At 59.8% G+C, this 19472-nt stretch carries 14 protein-coding genes; 9 read left to right on the top strand and 5 right to left on the bottom strand.

Features of this window, described 5'->3' with window-relative positions:
• Position 1: 1 nt before the first annotated feature.
• Positions 2-2677: a nitrate reductase gene (locus Q675_RS35090; protein ID WP_023011997.1), complete on the bottom strand. Its 2676-nt coding sequence runs from the start codon at positions 2675-2677 to the stop codon at positions 2-4.
• A 476-nt stretch (positions 2678-3153) separates the two neighbouring features.
• On the opposite strand from Q675_RS35090, the gene Q675_RS35085 reads away from it, so the two are divergent.
• The 3 genes from Q675_RS35085 (at position 3154) to Q675_RS35075 (ending at position 6577) form a co-directional block, all read left to right on the top strand.
• Positions 3154-4518, top strand: coding sequence for a CmpA/NrtA family ABC transporter substrate-binding protein (locus tag Q675_RS35085; RefSeq protein WP_023011996.1), 1365 nt, complete (start codon positions 3154-3156; stop codon positions 4516-4518).
• Between the two features lie 13 nt (positions 4519-4531).
• Complete coding sequence (locus Q675_RS35080; RefSeq protein WP_036193694.1) at positions 4532-5524, top strand: ABC transporter permease; 993 nt, start codon at positions 4532-4534, stop codon at positions 5522-5524.
• Between the two features lie 192 nt (positions 5525-5716).
• Complete coding sequence (locus Q675_RS35075) at positions 5717-6577, top strand: ABC transporter ATP-binding protein (RefSeq protein WP_031211742.1); 861 nt, start codon at positions 5717-5719, stop codon at positions 6575-6577.
• 44 nt (positions 6578-6621) lie between these two features.
• On the opposite strand, the gene Q675_RS35070 is transcribed toward Q675_RS35075, so the two are convergent.
• Complete coding sequence (locus tag Q675_RS35070; RefSeq protein ID WP_023011995.1) at positions 6622-7920, bottom strand: nitrate regulatory protein; 1299 nt, start codon at positions 7918-7920, stop codon at positions 6622-6624.
• Positions 7921-8152: 232 nt separating this feature from the next.
• Here Q675_RS35070 and Q675_RS35065 point away from each other — a divergent pair, with 232 nt between their 5' ends.
• The 3 genes from Q675_RS35065 (at position 8153) to nirD (ending at position 12576) form a co-directional block, all read left to right on the top strand.
• Positions 8153-9496 carry an NAD(P)/FAD-dependent oxidoreductase gene (locus Q675_RS35065; RefSeq protein ID WP_227499599.1) on the top strand — a complete coding sequence of 448 codons (1344 nt, stop codon included), beginning with the start codon at positions 8153-8155 and terminating at the stop codon, positions 9494-9496.
• Between the two features lie 27 nt (positions 9497-9523).
• Positions 9524-12037, top strand: a complete 2514-nt coding sequence (nirB, locus tag Q675_RS35060; RefSeq protein ID WP_023011993.1) for a nitrite reductase large subunit NirB — start codon at positions 9524-9526, stop codon at positions 12035-12037.
• A 170-nt stretch (positions 12038-12207) separates the two neighbouring features.
• Entirely contained in the window at positions 12208-12576 is a 369-nt protein-coding gene (nirD, locus tag Q675_RS35055; protein WP_011783750.1) for a nitrite reductase small subunit NirD, read from the top strand.
• A 10-nt stretch (positions 12577-12586) separates the two neighbouring features.
• Here nirD and Q675_RS35050 read toward each other — a convergent pair whose 3' ends face one another.
• Positions 12587-13252 (bottom strand): nitroreductase, encoded by a 666-nt coding sequence (locus tag Q675_RS35050; RefSeq protein ID WP_023011992.1) that lies wholly within the window; start codon positions 13250-13252, stop codon positions 12587-12589.
• 136 nt (positions 13253-13388) lie between these two features.
• On the opposite strand from Q675_RS35050, the gene Q675_RS35045 reads away from it, so the two are divergent.
• Positions 13389-15266: an MFS transporter gene (locus tag Q675_RS35045; protein WP_023011991.1), complete on the top strand. Its 1878-nt coding sequence runs from the start codon at positions 13389-13391 to the stop codon at positions 15264-15266.
• 101 nt (positions 15267-15367) lie between these two features.
• The gene (locus tag Q675_RS35040) at positions 15368-16735 is read left to right on the top strand and encodes a WS/DGAT/MGAT family O-acyltransferase (protein WP_022993442.1); all 1368 of its coding nucleotides are present in this window, start codon (positions 15368-15370) and stop codon (positions 16733-16735) included.
• On the opposite strand, the gene Q675_RS35035 is transcribed toward Q675_RS35040, so the two are convergent.
• Together Q675_RS35035 and Q675_RS35030 are read right to left on the bottom strand one after the other, a co-directional pair.
• Entirely contained in the window at positions 16736-17143 is a 408-nt protein-coding gene (locus tag Q675_RS35035; RefSeq protein WP_022993443.1) for an NINE protein, read from the bottom strand.
• A 107-nt stretch (positions 17144-17250) separates the two neighbouring features.
• Positions 17251-18357: a helix-turn-helix transcriptional regulator gene (locus tag Q675_RS35030; protein ID WP_011783745.1), complete on the bottom strand. Its 1107-nt coding sequence runs from the start codon at positions 18355-18357 to the stop codon at positions 17251-17253.
• Between the two features lie 219 nt (positions 18358-18576).
• On the opposite strand from Q675_RS35030, the gene Q675_RS35025 reads away from it, so the two are divergent.
• Positions 18577-19470, top strand: coding sequence for a metal-dependent hydrolase (locus tag Q675_RS35025; RefSeq protein ID WP_022993444.1), 894 nt, complete (start codon positions 18577-18579; stop codon positions 19468-19470).
• The last annotated feature ends 2 nt before the right edge of the window (positions 19471-19472 follow it).

Genomic DNA, 19472 nt, shown 5'->3' with positions numbered 1-19472 from the left:
TTCAGGCAGGTTCCCGAGCCCCTGTGCGCGCCAGCAGGTCCCGGATCTCCGGCAGACAGGAGCCACAGTTGGTGCCACACTTCAGCTGCTCACCCAGTGCTTCGGGGCTGGCCATGCCCTGTTCAATGGCCTGGGCAATCTGGTTCTCACCCACGCCAAAACAACTGCAGACAATCGGCCCTGACGCTTCCCCTTCCACTGTGCCTGCCGCCAGTAACGAGCGGCGTTGTTCCGACGCCAGCTCACCTTTGCCAAAACAACTGTCCAGCCAGTCCAGATCCGGCATGGTCTGGACACAGGGCTCAACCAGCAACACGGCGTCCAGTCGATCGCCACTAAGCCAGGCGGCCCGGTAGCGCTGTCTCGCCCGGTCTTCCATGACCAGTTCCGGTTCCCGCGAAAAACAACGTTGCCCCCATTCCCGCCAGTTCATTTCGTGGCCCCCGGCGAACCACCAGCCGTGACTGTGCGGCAGGCGCTGGCAACTCCAGTAGGCAAGAGCGGTGTGGTCCAACGAGGCAAGGCGGGGATCACGCAGCAATAGCCTCGCCTGCCAGCGGGTCACCAGGGGCCGGATGGTCGCCACACCATGCTTGCCTTCTGGCTGACCGGAAATGGGATCCACAACCGGACGGATCAGGCTGGACGCCAAAGCGGAGGAGGCAAACCGGCCATTCCAGTGGATGGGCACAAACACTTCACCTGTGCGCTGGCCGGTGCTGCCCCGGACCCGGCCAACGTAGTCCGCATTGCCCGGCCCACGCAGCACCGCCAGGGCACCTTCAATCAAACCAAAGCCGGCAATATCCGCCGGGTGCAACTCTATGAACGGCTCGCTGCGATGGGCAAACAGCCTGGGTGCCAGGGCCGTTCGGGTCATGGTATGCCATTGGTCACGGATTCGGCCGGTATTCACCACCAGCGGGTACCGGGGTCCAGGTAGCTGCCCGGGCGGCAAACTGGACACGGGCACCAATCGTGCCCGGCCATCCGGCGTGGGAAATTGCCCGTGCCCAAACAGCCGACGGGTTTGCAACCAAGCCCCGGGGTTACCCTCCGTGACCGGCCACTGCACCGGCGCCAGCTCGTCGTACTCCTGGTTGCTGAGTTGAGACAAGGCGGAGATATTGAACACACGCTCGCCTCCGTTACCATAGCCGGACAACACCGCATGTTCGCGAAAGATATCGGCAGGGCATGTGTAATCGAAAGCATGAGCATGACCCAGCGAACAGGCAACGTCCCGAATAATCTGCCAGTCCGGCCGTACCTGCTCCGGCAGGGGCAGAAACCGGCGTTGGCGTGAAATGCGCCGTTCGGAATTGGTCACCGTTCCATCTTTCTCGCCCCAACCGGCAGCCGGCAAGAGAATATCGGCAAACTGCGTGGTATCGGTCTGGGCCACACAATCCGAGACGATCAGGGTCTGGCAACGGGACAATGCCTGGTGAATACGTTCGCTGCCCGGCAGGCTGACTGCGGGGTTGGTGCCCATCACCCAGAGTACCCGGATCTCTCCCCGATGGACTGCCTCGAACAGGTCCACCGCTTTATGGCCGGGACCACGGGCCATCTTCTCGCTGTGCCAGAAATCCGAAACCCTGAGCAAAGCGCCTGGCGTGTCATAATCCATATGGGCTGCCAGAGTATTGGCCAGCCCGCCAACTTCACGGCCACCCATGGCATTGGGTTGTCCCGTCAGCGAAAACGGGCTCGCTCCCGGTCGGCCCACCCGGCCGGTAGCCAGATGGCAGTTAATGATGGCGTTGGCCTTATCCGTACCAGCAACCGACTGATTAATACCCTGGGAAAACGCGGTCACTGTCCGTCCGGTGTCTGCAAACCATTGATAGAAACACTCCACCTCTTCTACTGCCAGATCGCAGCCCCTGGCCACCGCTTGCACAGAAGGCGCGCAGGATCGTGCGATCGCCAGGGTTTCCTCGAAGCCGTTACAATGCTCTGCAAGGTAGTCCTCCGCCAGGGCTCCGTGATCGTGTAGCCAGACCAACAGGCCATTGAACAACAGGGTGTCGGTTCCGGGGCGAAGCTGAAGGTGCAGATCAGCGAGATCCGCTGTCGCTGTCTTTCTGGGATCGATGACCACCACTCTCCGTCCCTGACGGCGCGCAGCACTCATTCGCTGGTACAGTACCGGGTGGGCCCAGGCGGCGTTGCTGCCCGCGAGCACCAGCAGGTCCGCCAGCTCAAGATCCTCGTAGCAACCGGGAACACAGTCCTCGCCAAAAGCACGCTTATGTGCCGCAACGGCCGAGGACATGCACAGTCTGGAATTGGTATCCACATGCGGTGTGCCGATGAACCCCTTGGCCAGCTTGTTGGCAATGTAATAATCCTCCGTGAGTAGCTGCCCGGAGAGATAGAAGGCCACGGATTCCGCGCCATGCTCACGCACCGAATCGGAAATGGCCCCGGCGACCCGGTCAATGGCTTCCTCCCATGTCACCTCATAGCCCGCGACCTTTGGCACCAGCAAGCGGCTGGTATCCTCCAGCGTCTCATGCAAGGCAGAACCTTTGACGCAAAGCCGCCCGCCATTGGCCGGGTGCTGATGATCGCCTTCGACATGGCCAGGGGCGGCCAGAACACCGCAGCCAACACCACAGTAAGGGCAGGTGGTGGCAATAGAGTCCGCTGGCGTGTCGTGGTGTTTCATGCTGTTCCTCGCTCTTGAACCAAAAAAGCCCACCACCCGGTTTCCGTTTCCAGAGCCGGGGGGCGGGCTTCGTTGCCTGTGTTGTCTGCCATAAAAGAAAGCAATTAGGGGGCCAGCGCACGATTTGATGTCTCCAAGGGCCTTGAATGGCGCCTGGTGCGCCTGTCGAAGCCAGTTGCACCGCTAAATAGCTTCCTTGAAAAGCCTATCGATGGGCGTTCACCTTGGTGCAAAGGGCGATTTTCTGCACCAAAACCACCCCGGCAAAGCACGGGCTTCCCCTGCTGGAACGACCAGGGCTCCCGCAACTTACTGAAATACATGAATAGTCCTGGATGGCACGGCTTGTGCTGAGTGATTAGTGAACCATCACGACATCACAGCTCTCATTTACAGGCATCGGCGCCTGCTCTCCGGCAACGGAGGCAGGCGCTTTTTTTTGCGCGTCTGAAATGAGAGAACCGAGAGGCATCACGATGAAGACAGTGAACCATTATGTTCGACCTTTACTGACCGCCACCCTGATCGGCCTGAGTTCCCTGGCCCAGGCCGATATTGGCCCGGCGGAGAAACCCGATCTCAAGCTTGGCTTTATTAAACTCACGGATATGGCGCCCCTGGCGGTTGCCTGGGAACAGGGCTACTTCATGGACGAAGGGTTATTCGTAGAACTCGAAGCCCAGGCGAACTGGAAGGTGCTGCTGGACCGGGTCATCACCGGTGAACTGGATGGTGCCCACATGCTGGCCGGCCAACCCCTGGGCGCATCCATAGGCTATGGCACCCAGGCCGATATCATCACCGCCTTCAGTATGGACCTCAACGGCAACGGTATTACCGTGTCCAACGACGTCTGGGAAGCGATGAAACCAAACCTGGAAATGGAAGGTGATCATCCGGAACACCCGATTTCAGCCAGCGCACTGAAGCCGGTGGTTGAGCAGACCCGCGCCAACGGCGAGCGCTTCCGCATGGGCATGGTGTTTCCGGTGTCCACCCACAATTACGAACTGCGTTACTGGCTGGCCGCCGGTGGCCTGAATCCCGGCTTCTACGCGCCCCAGCGCGGCGATACCAGCGGCACCCTCCAGGCCGATGTGCACCTCTCCGTGACACCGCCGCCCCAGATGCCCGCCACCATGGAAGCAGGCACGATACAGGGCTACTGCGTGGGCGAGCCCTGGAATCAGCAGGCGGTTTTCAAGGGCATCGGTGTACCGGTGATTACCGATTATGAAATCTGGCCCAACAACCCGGAAAAGGTGTTCGGAGTCACCGAAGCCTGGGCCGAGCAGAACCCCAATACCCACCTTCGGTTACTGCGGGCTCTGATCCGCGCAGCTTACTGGCTGGACGAAAACCAGAATGCCAACCGGGAGGCCGCCGTGGACATCCTTGCCCGCCCCAGCTACGTGGGGGCCGACAGGGAAGTGATTGCCAACTCCATGACCGGTACCTTCGAGTATGAAAAGGGCGATGTCCGGGAAGTACCGGATTTCAACGTCTTTTTCCGCTACCACGCTACCTATCCGTATCCGTCTGATGCGATCTGGTACCTGAGTCAGATGCGGCGCTGGGGCCAGATTCCCGAAGCACAATCCGACGACTGGTATATGAAGACCGCAGCCCGGGTGTATCGGGGCGATCTTTACGCCGAAGCCGCCCAGTCACTGATCGAGGACGGCCTGATGACTACCAGTGATTTCCCGGACTTTTCCCAGGAGAATTTTGAACGCCCCAAACAGGGTGAGCTGATTGACGGCGTCCCTTTCACTCCGCGCGAACCCAATGCCTACATCAACCGTTTCAGTATCGGCCTGAAAGGGTCGGAGACACCGTAAGGGAGGGCCTGACATGACAACGTTCAGTGCAAGAATCGGTCAGTCCATGGCCAGTGGCAGCCGCCAGCTACTTTCCGGTCTGCAACCGGGCGAATGGCTCAGCCAGGGCAAGCAGCTGCTGTTACCACTGGTTGGTATTCTGGTCTTCCTGGGCTTCTGGCACCTGGCTGCGCCACAGGTGGAAACCTCCCTGGGGGCCTTTCCCGGCCCGGTGCAGGTGTGGGAACAATCCGGACAACTGTGGCAGGAGCATATCAGCCAGCGGGAGCGGGCCGATAAGTTCATCGCCATGCAGGAGGAGCGTAATGCCCGCATTCTGGCCGACAACCCGGAGGCAGACGTCCGTATCCGGGCTTACCCCGGCGCACCCACCTTTCTCGACCAGGTGGTCACCAGCCTGCTGACGGTGCTGGCCGGTTTCGCCCTGGCGTCGCTGATTGCAGTACCTCTGGGCATTGTGTTTGGCCTCAACCGGTATTTCCAGGCTGCGGTGAACCCATTGATACAGATCTTCAAACCGGTCTCTCCGCTGGCCTGGCTGCCGCTGGTGACCATGGTGGTATCGGCCACCTATGTCAGTGACGATCCAATGTTCGAGAAGTCGTTCCTGACCTCGATGATTACGGTCACTCTGTGCAGTCTCTGGCCAACACTGATCAACACCAGCGTTGGAGTGGCAGCGGTAAACCCCGACCTGCTGAACGTCTCCCGGGTACTTCGGCTGTCGTTCTGGACCCACGTTCGCAAGGTGGTGTTGCCTTCGTCGGTGCCGATGATCTTTACCGGCTTGCGGGTGTCGCTGGGCATTGCCTGGATGGTGCTGATTGCCGCCGAGATGCTGGCGCAGAGTCCGGGGCTGGGCAAGTTTGTCTGGGATGAGTTCCAGAATGGCAGTAGCCAGTCTTTGAGTCGGATTATGGTGGCGGTGCTGGCCATCGGGTTTATCGGATTTTTGCTGGATCGGGTCATGCTGTTGATTCAGCGGAAGGTGGCCTGGAATGAGTGACCGACTTTTACCTGTAGCCTCACTTAGCCCTGAAATCTCTGACGGCGGAGCATGCCGCACCGGGTGGGTAGTGCCTCCCGGGACACGCGGTGAATACGTACCTGTAAGCTCCGCAAAAACATCCATGTTTTTGAGGGTCCCGGGAGGCACTACCCACCCGGCGCTCGTCTGACCTGTTTAGGGGATCCTGCTATGGCTAAATCACATCTTGAACTAACCGGTGTTGAAATGGCGTTTGATACGCCGAAAGGGCCTTTCATTGCCCTGGACAATGTGAACCTGAAGATCCAGAAAGGGGAGTTTGTTTCACTGATCGGCCATTCCGGCTGCGGAAAATCGACGGTGCTGAACATTGTTGCCGGGTTACTGCAGGCCTCCAGGGGTGGCTGTGTGCTGGATGGGCATGAGGTAAATTCACCCGGTCCCGAGCGGGCGGTGGTGTTTCAGAATCATGCCCTGATGCCCTGGTTAACGGTGTATGAAAACGTGGAACTGGCGGTCCGGCAGGTGTTTCGCAAGTCGATGACCCGGCAGGAGCGCAAGGACTGGATTACCCATAACCTGGAACTGGTGAATATGGCCCACGCCGCCAACAAGCGGCCGGGCGAGATTTCCGGGGGGATGGCGCAACGGGTGGGCATCGCCCGGGCATTGGCCATGAAACCCAGTGTGTTGCTGATGGATGAGCCGTTCGGGGCGCTGGATGCCCTGACACGGGCCCATTTGCAGGATTCGCTGATGGAAATTCAGCAGGAGCTGAACAATACCGTGATCATGATTACCCACGATGTGGACGAGGCGGTGCTGTTGTCCGACCGCATTATCATGATGACCAACGGCCCTGCCGCCACGGTGGGGGAGGATCTGCACATTGATCTGCCAAGGCCTCGCAATCGTGTGGCCCTGGCGGACGATGCCCAATATGTGCATTACCGGCAGGAGGTGTTGTCGTTCCTGTACGAGAAGCAGCGCAAGCTGGAGTCACTGAACAGTCGCCGCGGCAGCAGTGCAAAACCCGAGGCGCCGGCAGCCAGGCATTCAGCTTCGGCCTGACTTTATGCCGGGGCGGGGCGCCCCGTCCCGGCCTGGTTCAAGTATCAGCTTAAGACCCCTGCCATGGATACCAGTGCCCGGGCGACTTCGGGCAGTCGCTTGCCCTGGTCCATGGCCAGTTTTCGCAGCAGGCGGTGGGCTTCGTCATTGCTGATGTTGCGGTGTTCCATCAACAGCAAGACGGCCTTTTCCTGGGTACGACGATCTTCCAGAGCTTCTTTGGCACTCTGCAATTCTTCAGACATCTGGCGCAGGCGGCGGGTCTGTTCCTGGACCAGGTCAAAGATGGATCGGCCTGATTGCTGCCCGACACCTTCCCCGGCCCACGCATCGGCAGCTCCGGCCTCTACACCGTTATCGCAAACCACCAGCACGGGCGTTGTGGAGGCATGGCGTTGTTCCAGCGAGGCCAGCAGGGTTTCCTGATGAGCCAGGGAGTGACGCGCTTCGGTATAGCGCTCCACACAGCGATGGTGGAAAGCGCTCTCAACCGAATCCTCAATCTTCTTCAGATCGTCCATGCGCTCTGTCATCAGATTGAACCAGCGGTCGGCCATGTCTTTATCCAGAGACTTATAGGGCCCGACCGAAACGGCCATCTGTCGCATCCGCTCAATTTCCAGTTCCCGCGGGTGAGCGCGCAGGGCTTGCCAGAGCGACAGGCTCTCCTCACTGGCGAAGCCGACAAAGACCTCAAAACACCGCTCCTGAGCTTCAACCAGGTGCATCATGCGCCGTGACAGTGCGTTATCGAAGTGTCCGCTGGAGAACCCCGCGGAACCTGCGGCCCGCTCCTGACCACAATATTCCTTTCCGTTCATGATATGCACCATGGCCACAAGCAGGCCTGCAATCGAAGGCTCTGCCACGGTTTCTGCCGCTTCGAAAACGACCGTAATCAGTTGATGAATACTGTCGCAGAACCACTCCGTGGCCTCCAAAACACTGGCCTCCTCGTCATTCACCCGCTGCCGCAACCCGGGCAGTTGGTCGAGGCTGTGCAGGGCGCTGGCGATGTGCCCGAGCAGTGGGCTGCTGACCGGATGGGTGGTGAGGTCCTCCTGAATGTCTGCCAATGCCTGCCGGAAGGTAGCGGCCAACTGGTCGTTTTCCTTGACCATGGCGGTACGTTCCCGGGCAAAGCGTTGGCAACCGGACCCCAGATAAAGATTGGTGGCGCCTCGCTCCCGTTGCAGGCCATGGACCAGATTGCCCACGCTCTGCACCAACCGCCCCATCTGCAGAAAGTACTCCAGGTTACGGATCTCACACTGGCGGGAGGCCATCAGAAATTCCGCAGCAGTCGCTGTCGCGGTCATACGGGGATGGCGTTTGGTGTTCATGGTGCAGCTCCTGGTGTCGGTACACAGTTGGTTCCTTTCTACCCGGACTGCAGCAATTTACAGGCCAGTCATTCCGGCCCAATCATCGTGCGTTTCGCCCCATCCCGGGGCACCCTTTTGATGCCCACGAGCCGGACTCCTTCAGCGGACTCACCTAAGCCATTGAATAATAAAGCCTGAAAAAGTTGGCACGGAGATCGCTAACACTTAGACAAGGACGACTGTCCCGGCCATGGAATCAGGCCGGACCATCAGATCATTGTTGTTGGCATTGGTGCCGGACCATCTGTTCTCTTCGGAGAGCATGATGCTCCGGCTTTTTTCGTTGCTGGAGGCACTCAGTTCCATGGAACACACACAGGATAACCCACTGGTGATCTGCGGCCATGGCATGGTCGCGCAGCGGCTGCTGGAGCAACTGGTAGCCCAGGGGCATCCGTTCAGCCGCATTGTGGTGTTTAACGGTGAGCCCTTCGCTGCCTACAACCGGATCCAGTTGTCGTCATTGCTGGCCGATCAGATTCAGGAAACCGATCTGGAACTGAAACCCTGGCAGTGGTTCCACAAGCACCGAATAGAGGTGCACCAGCATGAGCCTGTCACCCATATCAGTCCGGGCCAGCGCCAGGTAACAACCGCCTGTGGTCGCACCCAGTCCTATCACACGCTGGTGCTGGCCACCGGAGCACAGCCCTCCCGCCTTGGCCTCCCCGGTGAAGACCTTGGCGGCGTGATGAACTTCCGGGACCTGGCCGACACCCGCACGCTGATCCGGCAGGCAAAGTCACACCGTCGGGCCGTGGTCATCGGCGGAGGCTTTCTCGGCCTGGAGGCGGCCGAAGGGCTCAGGACCCGGGGCATGGACGTTACGGTGCTGCACCGCAGCGGTCATCTGCTCAACCGACAGCTGAACCCGATCGCTGGCGATATTCTGAAGCAGAAGTTACAGCAGCGGGGGCTGAGTATCCGAACCGGCACCTCGCCGGTCTCCCTGCTCGGTCGGAATCAGGTCCGCGCCGTGGAACTGAGTGACGGCACGGTACTGGCCACGGACCTGGTGGTTATTGCTACCGGTATTGAACCCAACAAGGGATTGGCAGCTGACGCCGGCCTCAACTGTGACCGGGGTATTCGAGTCACTCCGAACCTGATGACGTCCAACCCGCATATCTACGCACTAGGTGAGTGCTGTCAGTTTCAGGAACACACCTTTGGCCTGGTCGAACCCGGTTACGAGCAGGCCCGGATCCTGGCACAGCTTCTTTGCCAGGTGCCGGGAGCCAGAGTATTTGAGCCCGGAGAAGTCGCCACCCGACTGAAAATCAGCGATCTGCCCATTTTTTCCTGTGGCCGGATAGTCCCCGGCGAGCATACCGAAATTGTTGAATGGCAGGACCGAACCCACGCGGTCTACGGCCAACTGCTGCTGGATGGCAACCGGCTGGCCGGCGCCATCCTGCTGGGCGATACCGCCAACGGCCCCTGGTACAGCGAACTGATTCGCTCCGGCGCCGATGTCTCCCGCTACAGGGACACCATCGCTTTCGGCAAAACCTATTGCGACGCAGCAGCCTGATAGGTTGCCAAGAGAGAGGACAGCAAGATGAGTAAACAGACCCTGATCGTGATCGGCAACGGTATGGTTGGCCATCACTTCCTGGAACAGTTCAGCCAGTCCCCGGCGGCCGAGACCTACCGGGTGATCGTGTTCGGTGAAGAGAAGCAGCTGGCCTACGACCGGGTGCATCTGTCGGAGTACTTCACCGGTTCCACTCACGCGGACCTCGCCATGGGTACAGCAGACTGGTACGCGGACCAGGGCATTGATCTTCGCCTGAATGAGCCGGTCACCGCCATCGACCGGAACAGCCGCGTGCTGACGACACCAAAAGGGGAGTACACCTACGATCAACTGGTGCTGGCCACCGGCTCCTACCCGTTCGTACCGCCCATTAAGGGCAACGATCAGGATGGCTGCTTTGTGTACCGAACCCTGGACGATCTGGATGCCATTCAGGCCAGTGCCCAGTCAGCGAAAACCGGTGTCGTGGTGGGCGGCGGTCTGCTGGGGCTGGAAGCGGCAAACGCCCTGAAAAGCCTGGGCCTGCAGGCCCATGTGGTGGAATTTGCCCCGCGCCTGATGCCTGTGCAACTGGACGAGCAGGGTGGCGCCCTTTTGCGCCAGAAGATCGAGGATCTGGGCGTTCAGGTGCACACCGACAAGGCCACCATGGCCATTGTTCCGGGCAGCGACGCGCGGCTGAGGATGAACTTCGCCGACGACAGCCATCTGGAAACCGATCTGATTGTGTTTTCCGCTGGCATCCGTCCCCAGGATACCCTGGCCCGGGCCTGCGGCCTGGAGGTGGGCGAACGCGGCGGGATTGTGGTCAACAATCAATGCACCACCTCAGACCCGAACATTCACGCTATCGGTGAATGCGCACTCTGGAACAATCGCATCTTCGGACTGGTGGCTCCGGGTTACACCATGGCGCGCACCCTGTCGGCCGCTTTGAACAAAGACACCGGTGCGGCCTTTACCGGTGCCGATATGAGCACCAAGCTCAAGCTGCTGGGGGTGGATGTGGGCTCCATCGGCGATGCCCACGGCCAGACCCCGGGTGCACGCAATATCCGTTTTCACGATGAGCAGGCCGGCCACTACCGGCGCATGGTGGTGAGCCAGGATGGTAAGACTCTGCTGGGCGCCATTCTGGTAGGCGACAACGGCCCTTACGATACCCTGCTGCAGTACGCCCTCAATGGCATTGAGCTGCCAGCCAACCCGGAGGCGCTGATTCTGCCGGAAAGCGAAGGTGGCGCGCCTGCCCTGGGGGCCGACGCCCTGCCGGACACAGCCTCCATCTGTTCCTGCCACAACGTCACCAAGGGCGATATCTGCGGTGCCATTGACGCCGGTTGCTCCGACCTGGGCGGCGTCAAGACTGAAACAAGGGCCAGTACCGGCTGCGGTGGCTGTGCGGCTTTACTGAAGAAGGTGGTGGACAGCGAGCTGGAAAAGCGCGGCGTGGAGGTGTGTACCGACCTTTGCGAACATTTCCCCTACACCCGACAGGAACTGTTTCATCTGGTGAAGGTGAACGGTATCCGCACCTTCCGGGGCCTGCTCAAACAATACGGCAAGGGCCAGGGCTGTGACATCTGCAAACCAACGGTGGGCTCCATTCTGGCCACTTGCTGGAACGAGCACATTCTGGCCACCGACCACGTACCCCTGCAGGACACCAACGACACCTTCATGGCCAACATGCAAAAGAACGGCACTTACTCGATTGTGCCGCGCATTCCCGGCGGTGAAATTACTCCGGACAAGCTGATTGTGCTGGGCGAGGTGGCCAGGGAGTACAACCTGTACACCAAGATCACCGGCGGCCAGCGTGTGGATCTGTTCGGCGCCACCCTGAGCGAGCTGCCGGAGATCTGGGAGAAGCTGATCGCCGCCGGTTTTGAGACCGGGCACGCCTATGGCAAGTCGCTGCGTACGGTGAAGTCCTGCGTCGGCAGCACCTGGTGCCGCTACGGCGTGCAGGACAGCGTGGGCATGGCGATTACCCTGGAGAACCGCTACAAGGGCCTGCGAGCGCCGCACAAGGTGAAGATGGCGGTGTCCGGCTGCACCCGTGAATGCGCGGAGGCCCAGAGCAAGGATTTCGGGGTAATTGCCACGGAGAAGGGCTGGAACCTGTATGTGTGTGGCAACGGCGGGATGCGGCCACGGCATGCGGATCTGTTTGCCACCGATCTGTCGGATGAGGAGCTGATCCGCACCATCGACCGGGTGGTGATGTTTTATGTGCGCACGGCGGACCGGCTGCAGCGGACGTCGGTCTGGATGGAGAATCTGGAAGGTGGCCTGGAGTATCTGAAGCAGGTGGTGCTGGAGGACAGCCTCGGCATTGGCGAGGAGCTGGAGCAGCATATGGCGGATCTGGTGGATACCTATCAGTGCGAGTGGAGGACCGCCGTGGAGGATCCGGAGAAGCGTAAGCGGTTCCGGGAGTTTGTGAATGCGCCGGAACAGAAGGATCCGGTGCAGCGTTGGACTTCGGAGCGGGGGCAGCGTAGGCCGGAACTGGAGGCGGTTTCTTCGTAGCCTTCTGGTTTTGGGGCGGAGCACGGGGGCCGGGGTAATTTTCTTCTGGAAAAAATAACTCGCTTCGCTCAGACATCTTTTTTCCTGCCAGAAAATTACCCCGGCCCCCGCGCTCACAGACTTGAGTGAGATAGGCAAGTTAAAGACATTGGGATTGAGGAGAACGATTTATGAAAGCTCGGACTTGTTGGGAAGCTGTGTGCACCGTGGACGATCTGGTAGCTGATTCCGGTATTGCGGTTTGGACCGACGACGGGCCGGTGGCGGTGTTTTATCTGCCACACCGCCTGCCGGCATTGTTTGCCATCAGCCATACCGATCCGTTCAGTGGCTCGAACGTGTTGGCCCGAGGCATTACCGGGGATATCAACGGTGAGCCGGTGGTGGCGTCACCGTTGTACAAGCAGCATTTCAATCTGCGCAGCGGGCAATGTCTGGAAGACGAGAGCGTGCAGGTGAAGGTCTATCCGGTGTTGCTGGACGGCAACCGGATCCGGCTGGAAGTGCCGGTGGCTCAGGCGGCATCGGTGGCCGCCTGAGGTTCGCCTGTCAGCTGATAAACTCGACGTTCTCCGACAGCGGTGCCCTTGGGCTGGTGAGCTGGTTCACCGGGCTGTCGGGGTTGGCGTAGCCGATGGCCATGCCGGCGAAGACTTTTCGGTGTTCGGGCAAGCCCAGGAATTCGCTGATGGTTTTCGGGTACACCGACCAGGATTCCTGGGCGCAGCTGTCCAGGCCTTCGGCGCGCAGCAATAGCATGATGGTTTGCAGGATCATGCCCAGATCGGACCACTGGGGCGGGCCCATGTTGTCGTCGACGGTGCAGAACAGGCCGACCGGAGCGCCGAAGAATTCGAAGTTGCGTTTGAACCATTCGAAGCGGGCGGCTTTGTCTTCCCTGGGGATGTCGAGCCGGCGGTACATGAGTTCGCCGATTTCGAACCGGCGGTCGCGGTAGGGCGATTGCAGTTTTGGTGGGTAGATTTCGTATTCCGGCACTTCGTTGAAACCTTTGCTGACCTTCTCTTGCATCAGGGCTTTCAACCGGGCCAGGGCATCGCCGGTGACCACGTGCAGGTGCCAGGGTTGCAGGTTGCCGCCGGATGGCGACCGGATGGCCGTTTCGATTACCGTTCGAAGCGTGGCTTCAGGCACCGGGGTATCCAGAAAGTCCCGCACCGAGCGTCGCGACACAACAGCCTGCTGAACATCCATAGGCAAGACTCCACATCATCCAGAACATTAAGTTGGGAACACTATCCGGCATCCAGTATGCGCACAACAGCCGCGCTTGACCACCTCCCGGGCGCCGTATAGTCTGCGGCGAACCCCACAGGGAGAGCCTCAGGTTATGGAAGATCACAGTCAGTTTCGCCTGCTGTCCGAGCGACGGTTCCTGCCATTCTTTGTTACCCAGTTTGCGGGTGCCTTCAACGACAACCTGTTCAAGAATGCCTTGTTGCTGCTGGTGACCTATAGCGCCGGGGGCCTGTTTGGCCTGTCGTCGGATGTGGTGGTCAATCTGGCCGCGATGCTGTTTATCCTGCCGTTTTTCCTGTTCTCCGCCATTGCCGGCCAGGTGGCGGACCGGTACGAGAAATCCACGGTTATCCGCTGGATCAAATTCGCCGAGGTGGTGATCATGGGCATTGCCGCGGTCGGGCTCTGGTTTGGCTGGTACGAGGTGTTGTTCCTTCTGCTGTTTCTCACCGGCGTGCAATCCGCGTTTTTCGGGCCGGTGAAGTACGCGATCCTGCCCCAGGCCCTGAAAGAATCCGAGCTGGTGGGTGGTAACGCGCTGGTAGAGATGGGCACCTTTGTGGCCATCCTGGTGGGTACCCTGATGGCCGGCGTGATGATGAAAGCTGCGGCTCCCGGCCCCGTGATTGCCATCGCCGTTGCGGTGCTCGCGGTGATTGGCCTGGTGGCTGCCTGGCGGATTCCCAGGGCCGAGGCGGCAGCGCCGGATCTGCGTATTCGTTTCCGGCCGCTGCAGGAAACCTGGAAACTGATGGCCATTGCCCGGGACAATCACAATGTATTCCTGAGCATCATGGCGATATCCTGGTTCTGGTTTCTGGGTGCCGCCTATCTGACCCAGTTTCCGAACTTCGCCAAGACTCACCTGATGGGTGACGAAACGGTCGTCACGCTGCTGCTGGCGATTTTCACCATCGGCATCGCCGCCGGCTCCATTGCCTGCGAGCGGCTGTCCGGCCACAAGATTGAACTGGGGATCGTACCCATCGGCTCCATTGGCCTGAGTTTCTTCGGCATCGATCTTTTCTTCAATATGCCAGAGCAGCCGATTCCCTCAGACTGGTGGCTGATCATAACCGATCCCCATTATCGCCAGGTGGCCATTGACCTGTTGGCCATTGGTATCTTTGGCGGCCTGTTTATCGTGCCGCTGTATGCTTATGTCCAGCAGGAAACACCACCGGCCACCCGGGCCCGCGTGATCGCCGCCCTGAATATTTTCAACGCCCTGTTTATGGTGGTCAGCGCGCTGCTGGGCATGCTCATGCTCGGCCTGTTCGGACTCACCATTCCCGAGTTCTTCCTGGTGCTGTCGATCATGAACCTGATGGTGGCGGCCTACGTGTACCAGCAGGTACCGGACTTTGCCCTGCGCTTTGTCATCTGGGTCCTGTCCCACACGATTTATCGGGTCACGCACCACAACCTGGACCGGATACCCGAGCAGGGCCCCGTGCTGCTGGTGTGCAACCACGTCTCCTACATGGATGCCCTGGTGATCGCCGGCGCGGTGCGGCGACCCGTCCGATTCGTGATGGATCACAACATTTTCGCGACACCGGTCATGGGCGGTTTCTTCCGCCTGGCCAAGGCTATCCCCATTGGTCCGAAATCAAAGGTGCCGGAGATTTACGAAGCCGCTTTCGACCGCATTGATGAAGAACTCGCAGCCGGCCATGTGGTCTGTATTTTCCCGGAAGGCAAACTCACCAAAGACGGCGAGGTCGATACCTTCAAGCCCGGTGTCGACATGATTCTGGCCCGGCGACCGGTACCGGTGGTGCCAATGGCACTGCGCGGCCTCTGGGGCAGCTTTTTCAGCCATTGTGGCGGGCCGGCCTTCAGCCATTGGCCACGGCGGTTCTGGTCCCGGATTCATCTGCTGGCTGGTCTCCCGGTCTCGCCCCACGAGGCCAGTGCCGAGCGTCTGGAACAAAAGGTCAAAGCGCTGCGTGGAGATGCACAATAGTCTTTTCGCCGGGCTTTTTGGTGGTGCTGTTACCAAAGCCAATTTTTACCCGCTCGGAGTGGGGTAGTATCGGGGCATAAACCAAGAACAAGGATTGCCCCGTGACGCCCCTGAATCCCACTGACCAGCTCTTTCTCTGGCTGGAAAAACGCCAGCAGCCCATGCATGTGGGCGGCCTCCAGCTGTTTTCCTTCCCCGAAGGCGCGCCGGACGACTATGTCGCGCAGCTGGCAGATCAGCTTCGGCAGAAGACGGAGGTGACCGCCCCCTTTAACCAGCGCCTGAGCTATCGCCTGGGCCAGCCGGTATGGGTGGAGGATGAGCACCTGGACCTTGAGCATCATTTCCGCTTCGAGGCGCTGCCCACACCCGGGCGTATTCGGGAGCTGCTGTCGTTCGTATCGGCGGAGCATTCGCACCTGATGGACCGGGAGCGCCCCATGTGGGAGGTGCACCTGATCGAGGGCCTGAAAGACAGGCAGTTCGCGCTCTACACCAAGGTTCACCATTCCCTGGTGGACGGTGTCTCGGCCATGCGCATGGCCACCCGGATGCTGAGTGAAAACCCGGACGAACACGGCATGCCGCCAATCTGGGATCTGCCTTGCCTGTCACGGGATAGGGGCGAGTCGGATGGACACTCCCTCTGGCGCAGTGTCACCCATTTGCTGGGGCTTTCGGGCCGCCAGCTAGGCACCATTCCCACTGTGGCAAAGGAGCTACTGAAAACCATCAATCAGGCCCGGAAGGATCCGGCCTACGACTCCATTTTCCATGCCCCGCGCTGCATGCTGAACCAGAAAATCACCGGTTCCCGTCGTTTCGCCGCCCAGTCCTGGTGCCTGAAACGGATTCGCGCCGTGTGCGAGGCCTATGGCACCACGGTCAACGATGTCGTAACTGCCATGTGCGCAGCGGCTCTGCGTACCTATCTGATGAATCAGGATGCCTTGCCGGAGAAACCACTGGTGGCCTTTGTGCCGGTGTCACTACGCCGGGACGACAGCTCCGGGGGCAACCAGGTAGGCGTCATCCTGGCGAGCCTTCACACCGATGTGCAAGAGGCCGGCGAACGACTGTTAAAAATCCACCATGGCATGGAAGAGGCCAAGCAGCGCTACCGGCATATGAGCCCGGAGGAAATCGTCAACTACACGGCCCTGACCCTGGCGCCGGCCGCCTTCCACCTGCTGACCGGGCTGGCGCCCAAGTGGCAGACCTTCAATGTGGTGATTTCCAATGTCCCCGGGCCATCCAGGCCCCTGTACTGGAACGGGGCGAAACTGGAAGGCATGTATCCGGTGTCTATCGATATGGACAGACTGGCCCTGAACATGACACTGACCAGCTATAACGACCAGGTGGAGTTCGGCCTGATTGGCTGTCGCCGGACCCTGCCCAGCCTGCAACGGATGCTGGACTACCTGGAACAGGGTCTGGCAGAGCTGGAGCGCAACGCCGGTCTGTAATCAGGCCAGCTGATCGGCCCGGTTACGCTCGGAAATCTGGCTGTTCAGGGTCCAGAAATCGTACAGCACACCGATGAAAAACAGGCCGCCGGTGAGCAGGTACAGGATGCCGGTGAGCCATTTGCCCATGTACATCCGGTGCACCCCGAAAACCCCCAGGAAGGTCAGCAGTATCCAGCCGATGTTGTAGCTGATCTGGCCATCCTGGAACCGGTAATCAGCTTCCTTGTCCATAGCCGGAATCAGGAACAAATCAATAATCCAGCCGATAAACAGCAGCCCCAGAGTAAAGAACCAGATGGTGCCGGTCACCGGCTTGCCGTAATAGAAACGGTGCGAACCCAGGAATCCGAATATCCAGAGCAGGTAGCCGATCAGCTTGCTGTGGGTGTCGGGTCTTTCGATCATTGCGGCGTTCTTCCTGTTCACAGTTGGATTTGGTGTGTCACCACAGACGCAAAACGGACGCCTGATCAGATCAATATGGGGGCGAACGCTAGAATCACAAACGGCACTCAGGGCCCCAGATCCGGTGCCGGGTCCGGCCCGTCCTCGCGAAACTCACTGGCGGATTTACCCGTCCACTTGCGGAAAGCACGGCTGAAATTGGACAGATCGGCATAGCCCAGTTCATAGGCAATCTCGCTGACTGACTGATTGGTGTAGCGCAGCAACTGGATGGCCCGATCTTTCAGCACGGCCTCGACAATCTCCCGATAACTGGTGTCCCGGTCCGCCAACCGCCGCTTCAGGGTGCGGGAAGACACGCAGAAGCGCTCGGCCATGGCCTCCAGGGAGGGCAAGGGGCCTGGGGTCATCCGCAGCATATTGCGAATCGCCAGCACGATGTCGCCCTGCTCCTTGAGCGCCTTCTGCAACTCGAATTCACACTGGTCCCGAGCCATCCGGGAGGCTTCAGCATCCGCCAGACGCATGCGCACGTCCAGCAGCTTGCGGGGGAAAATCAGCATTTCCTCGGGCTGGCCAAACTCGAAACGGACCGGCAACTGGGCGGCAAACCGCCGGTAATAGGCTGGCTCAGGGCCCCGCAGGTGTACCGACACGCCCGGTAATTTACCCTCTTCCAGGGCAAAACCCCGGGCCTCGGCATCGCTCCGGTCGAGTAGTTGTTCAGTGAGCAGAATCAACGTGGCGCTGACCGTCTCGGCCAGAAACTCGGAGATAGGCGGCAACGCAAACTCCGCGCACAGCTGAACCAGCACCTTGTCACCGGCTATGGACTGTTTCATGCTCAGAAAGGGCGCCCGCAGCTGAAGATAACGACGGACAGAGTCCAACGCACCCTCAAAGGTCGGGCTGGTGAGCGCGGCGAAGCCCAGGGTGCCATGGATGGTCAGCCGCAACTCTCTCGCCAGTATAAAGCTCAGGCCATCTTTGCCCGCCACCTCGAGCGCGCGCTGCGCCATCAGAGTGGCGTCAGTGACGAAAACCCGACTGTCGTTGGCTTTCAGGTCCTCATGTGTGAAATCCAGGCCCTGATAAAGCTGGCGGTCGTTGTAACCCAGTTGACGAACGGTTTCAGCCAGTACCCGCAGGTACACCCCGGGCACCAGGAACAACCCCAACATTTGCCGCTCGTTGTCTGCACCGGTACCTGCCATAGTGTGTCCCTGATTGATATTTATCGTGTTTCTGACTCTATCAGAACCGGATTGCCGCCACAGTGGGGCCCGCTGCCCCGACTCCGCTGTCGCCCGGGCCAATCCCCTGTCCCATTGTGGACGATGCCCGTCCCCTTCGCGCATTCAGTATCCGGATTGACTCCGCCACACTGGCTTCATGACATCAGCCAAAGCGTTCCGTCGCAAAGGAGTAGAACCATGCTGACCACCACACAAACGAACAAGCCGGGCAAGGCCTCCCATACCCCGGACAATGTCTCCATCAAACCCCAGCGCATGGGTTTCGAGTTTGGCGAACAGGTCCCCAGATACTGGGTGGATAACAACTATCTGATCAGTCATACCATGAACGCCCTGTCTGTATTGTTTCCCGAGGGTGAGCAGTTTTTTGTGGACTCGGTCCGGGCGTTTCGAGACCAGATCCAGGACAAGAAGCTGAAAGAGGAAGTGCGCGGTTTCATCGGCCAGGAAGCCATGCACTCGCTCGAGCACATCGCCATGAACCAGCATGTCCGCGACCAGGGCATGCCGGTAGAAGAGATGGAGCGGGATCTGAAAGTGATTCTGGACGTAGCACGGAAGCTGCCCAAACGCCACCAGCTGGCCATTACCTGCGCCCTGGAGCACATCACAGCCATGATGGCCGACATGCTGCTGGAGCGTGACGATATACGCGAAGACATGCACGAATCCATGCGCCCGCTGTGGGTGTGGCACGCCATTGAGGAAACCGAGCATAAGGCCGTTGCTTATGACGTTTTCCTCCAGGCTGGCGGTACCTACACCGAGCGGGCGTTTTACCAGGTCTTCAGTACCGTAGCCCTGGGTATTGTCGGCACCTGGTATACCGGCCGCATGGCCCTGAAGGACCGCAGCCATTTCTCCGTTAAGGACGCCGCCAAAGGTATGTGGCGCATGTGGGGCAAAAACGGCGCCTTCTCCAGTCTGATCCCGACCTGGCTGGAGTACTTCAAGCCCGGCTTCCATCCCTGGGACAAGGACAACAGTGAGCTGATCGGTCGTTTCAAGGAACAGATCCAGGACTACATCGCGCCCCAGTACAAGAACGGCAATCGGCGCACGCTGCAGTAATC

Origin of the sequence: Marinobacter sp. EN3 (genome assembly GCF_000475315.1) — a bacterium.
Taxonomy (GTDB): Bacteria; Pseudomonadota; Gammaproteobacteria; order Pseudomonadales; family Oleiphilaceae; genus Marinobacter; species Marinobacter nauticus.
The sequence above is the reverse complement of the archived record's forward strand: the minus strand, read 5'-3'. Positions and strand labels throughout refer to the sequence as shown.

Bases quoted from the DNA above. Each gene is read 5' to 3' on its own strand.
- Q675_RS35090 (WP_023011997.1), bottom strand. From the start codon at position 2,677: ATGAAACACCACGACACGCCAGCGGACTCTATTGCCACCACCTGCCCT.
- Q675_RS35085 (WP_023011996.1), top strand. From the start codon at position 3,154: ATGAAGACAGTGAACCATTATGTTCGACCTTTACTGACCGCCACCCTG.
- Q675_RS35080 (WP_036193694.1), top strand. From the start codon at position 4,532: ATGACAACGTTCAGTGCAAGAATCGGTCAGTCCATGGCCAGTGGCAGC.
- Q675_RS35075 (WP_031211742.1), top strand. From the start codon at position 5,717: ATGGCTAAATCACATCTTGAACTAACCGGTGTTGAAATGGCGTTTGAT.
- Q675_RS35070 (WP_023011995.1), bottom strand. From the start codon at position 7,920: ATGAACACCAAACGCCATCCCCGTATGACCGCGACAGCGACTGCTGCG.
- Q675_RS35065 (WP_227499599.1), top strand. From the start codon at position 8,153: ATGGAATCAGGCCGGACCATCAGATCATTGTTGTTGGCATTGGTGCCG.
- nirB (WP_023011993.1), top strand. From the start codon at position 9,524: ATGAGTAAACAGACCCTGATCGTGATCGGCAACGGTATGGTTGGCCAT.
- nirD (WP_011783750.1), top strand. From the start codon at position 12,208: ATGAAAGCTCGGACTTGTTGGGAAGCTGTGTGCACCGTGGACGATCTG.
- Q675_RS35050 (WP_023011992.1), bottom strand. From the start codon at position 13,252: ATGGATGTTCAGCAGGCTGTTGTGTCGCGACGCTCGGTGCGGGACTTT.
- Q675_RS35045 (WP_023011991.1), top strand. From the start codon at position 13,389: ATGGAAGATCACAGTCAGTTTCGCCTGCTGTCCGAGCGACGGTTCCTG.
- Q675_RS35035 (WP_022993443.1), bottom strand. From the start codon at position 17,143: ATGATCGAAAGACCCGACACCCACAGCAAGCTGATCGGCTACCTGCTC.
- Q675_RS35030 (WP_011783745.1), bottom strand. From the start codon at position 18,357: ATGGCAGGTACCGGTGCAGACAACGAGCGGCAAATGTTGGGGTTGTTC.
- Q675_RS35025 (WP_022993444.1), top strand. From the start codon at position 18,577: ATGCTGACCACCACACAAACGAACAAGCCGGGCAAGGCCTCCCATACC.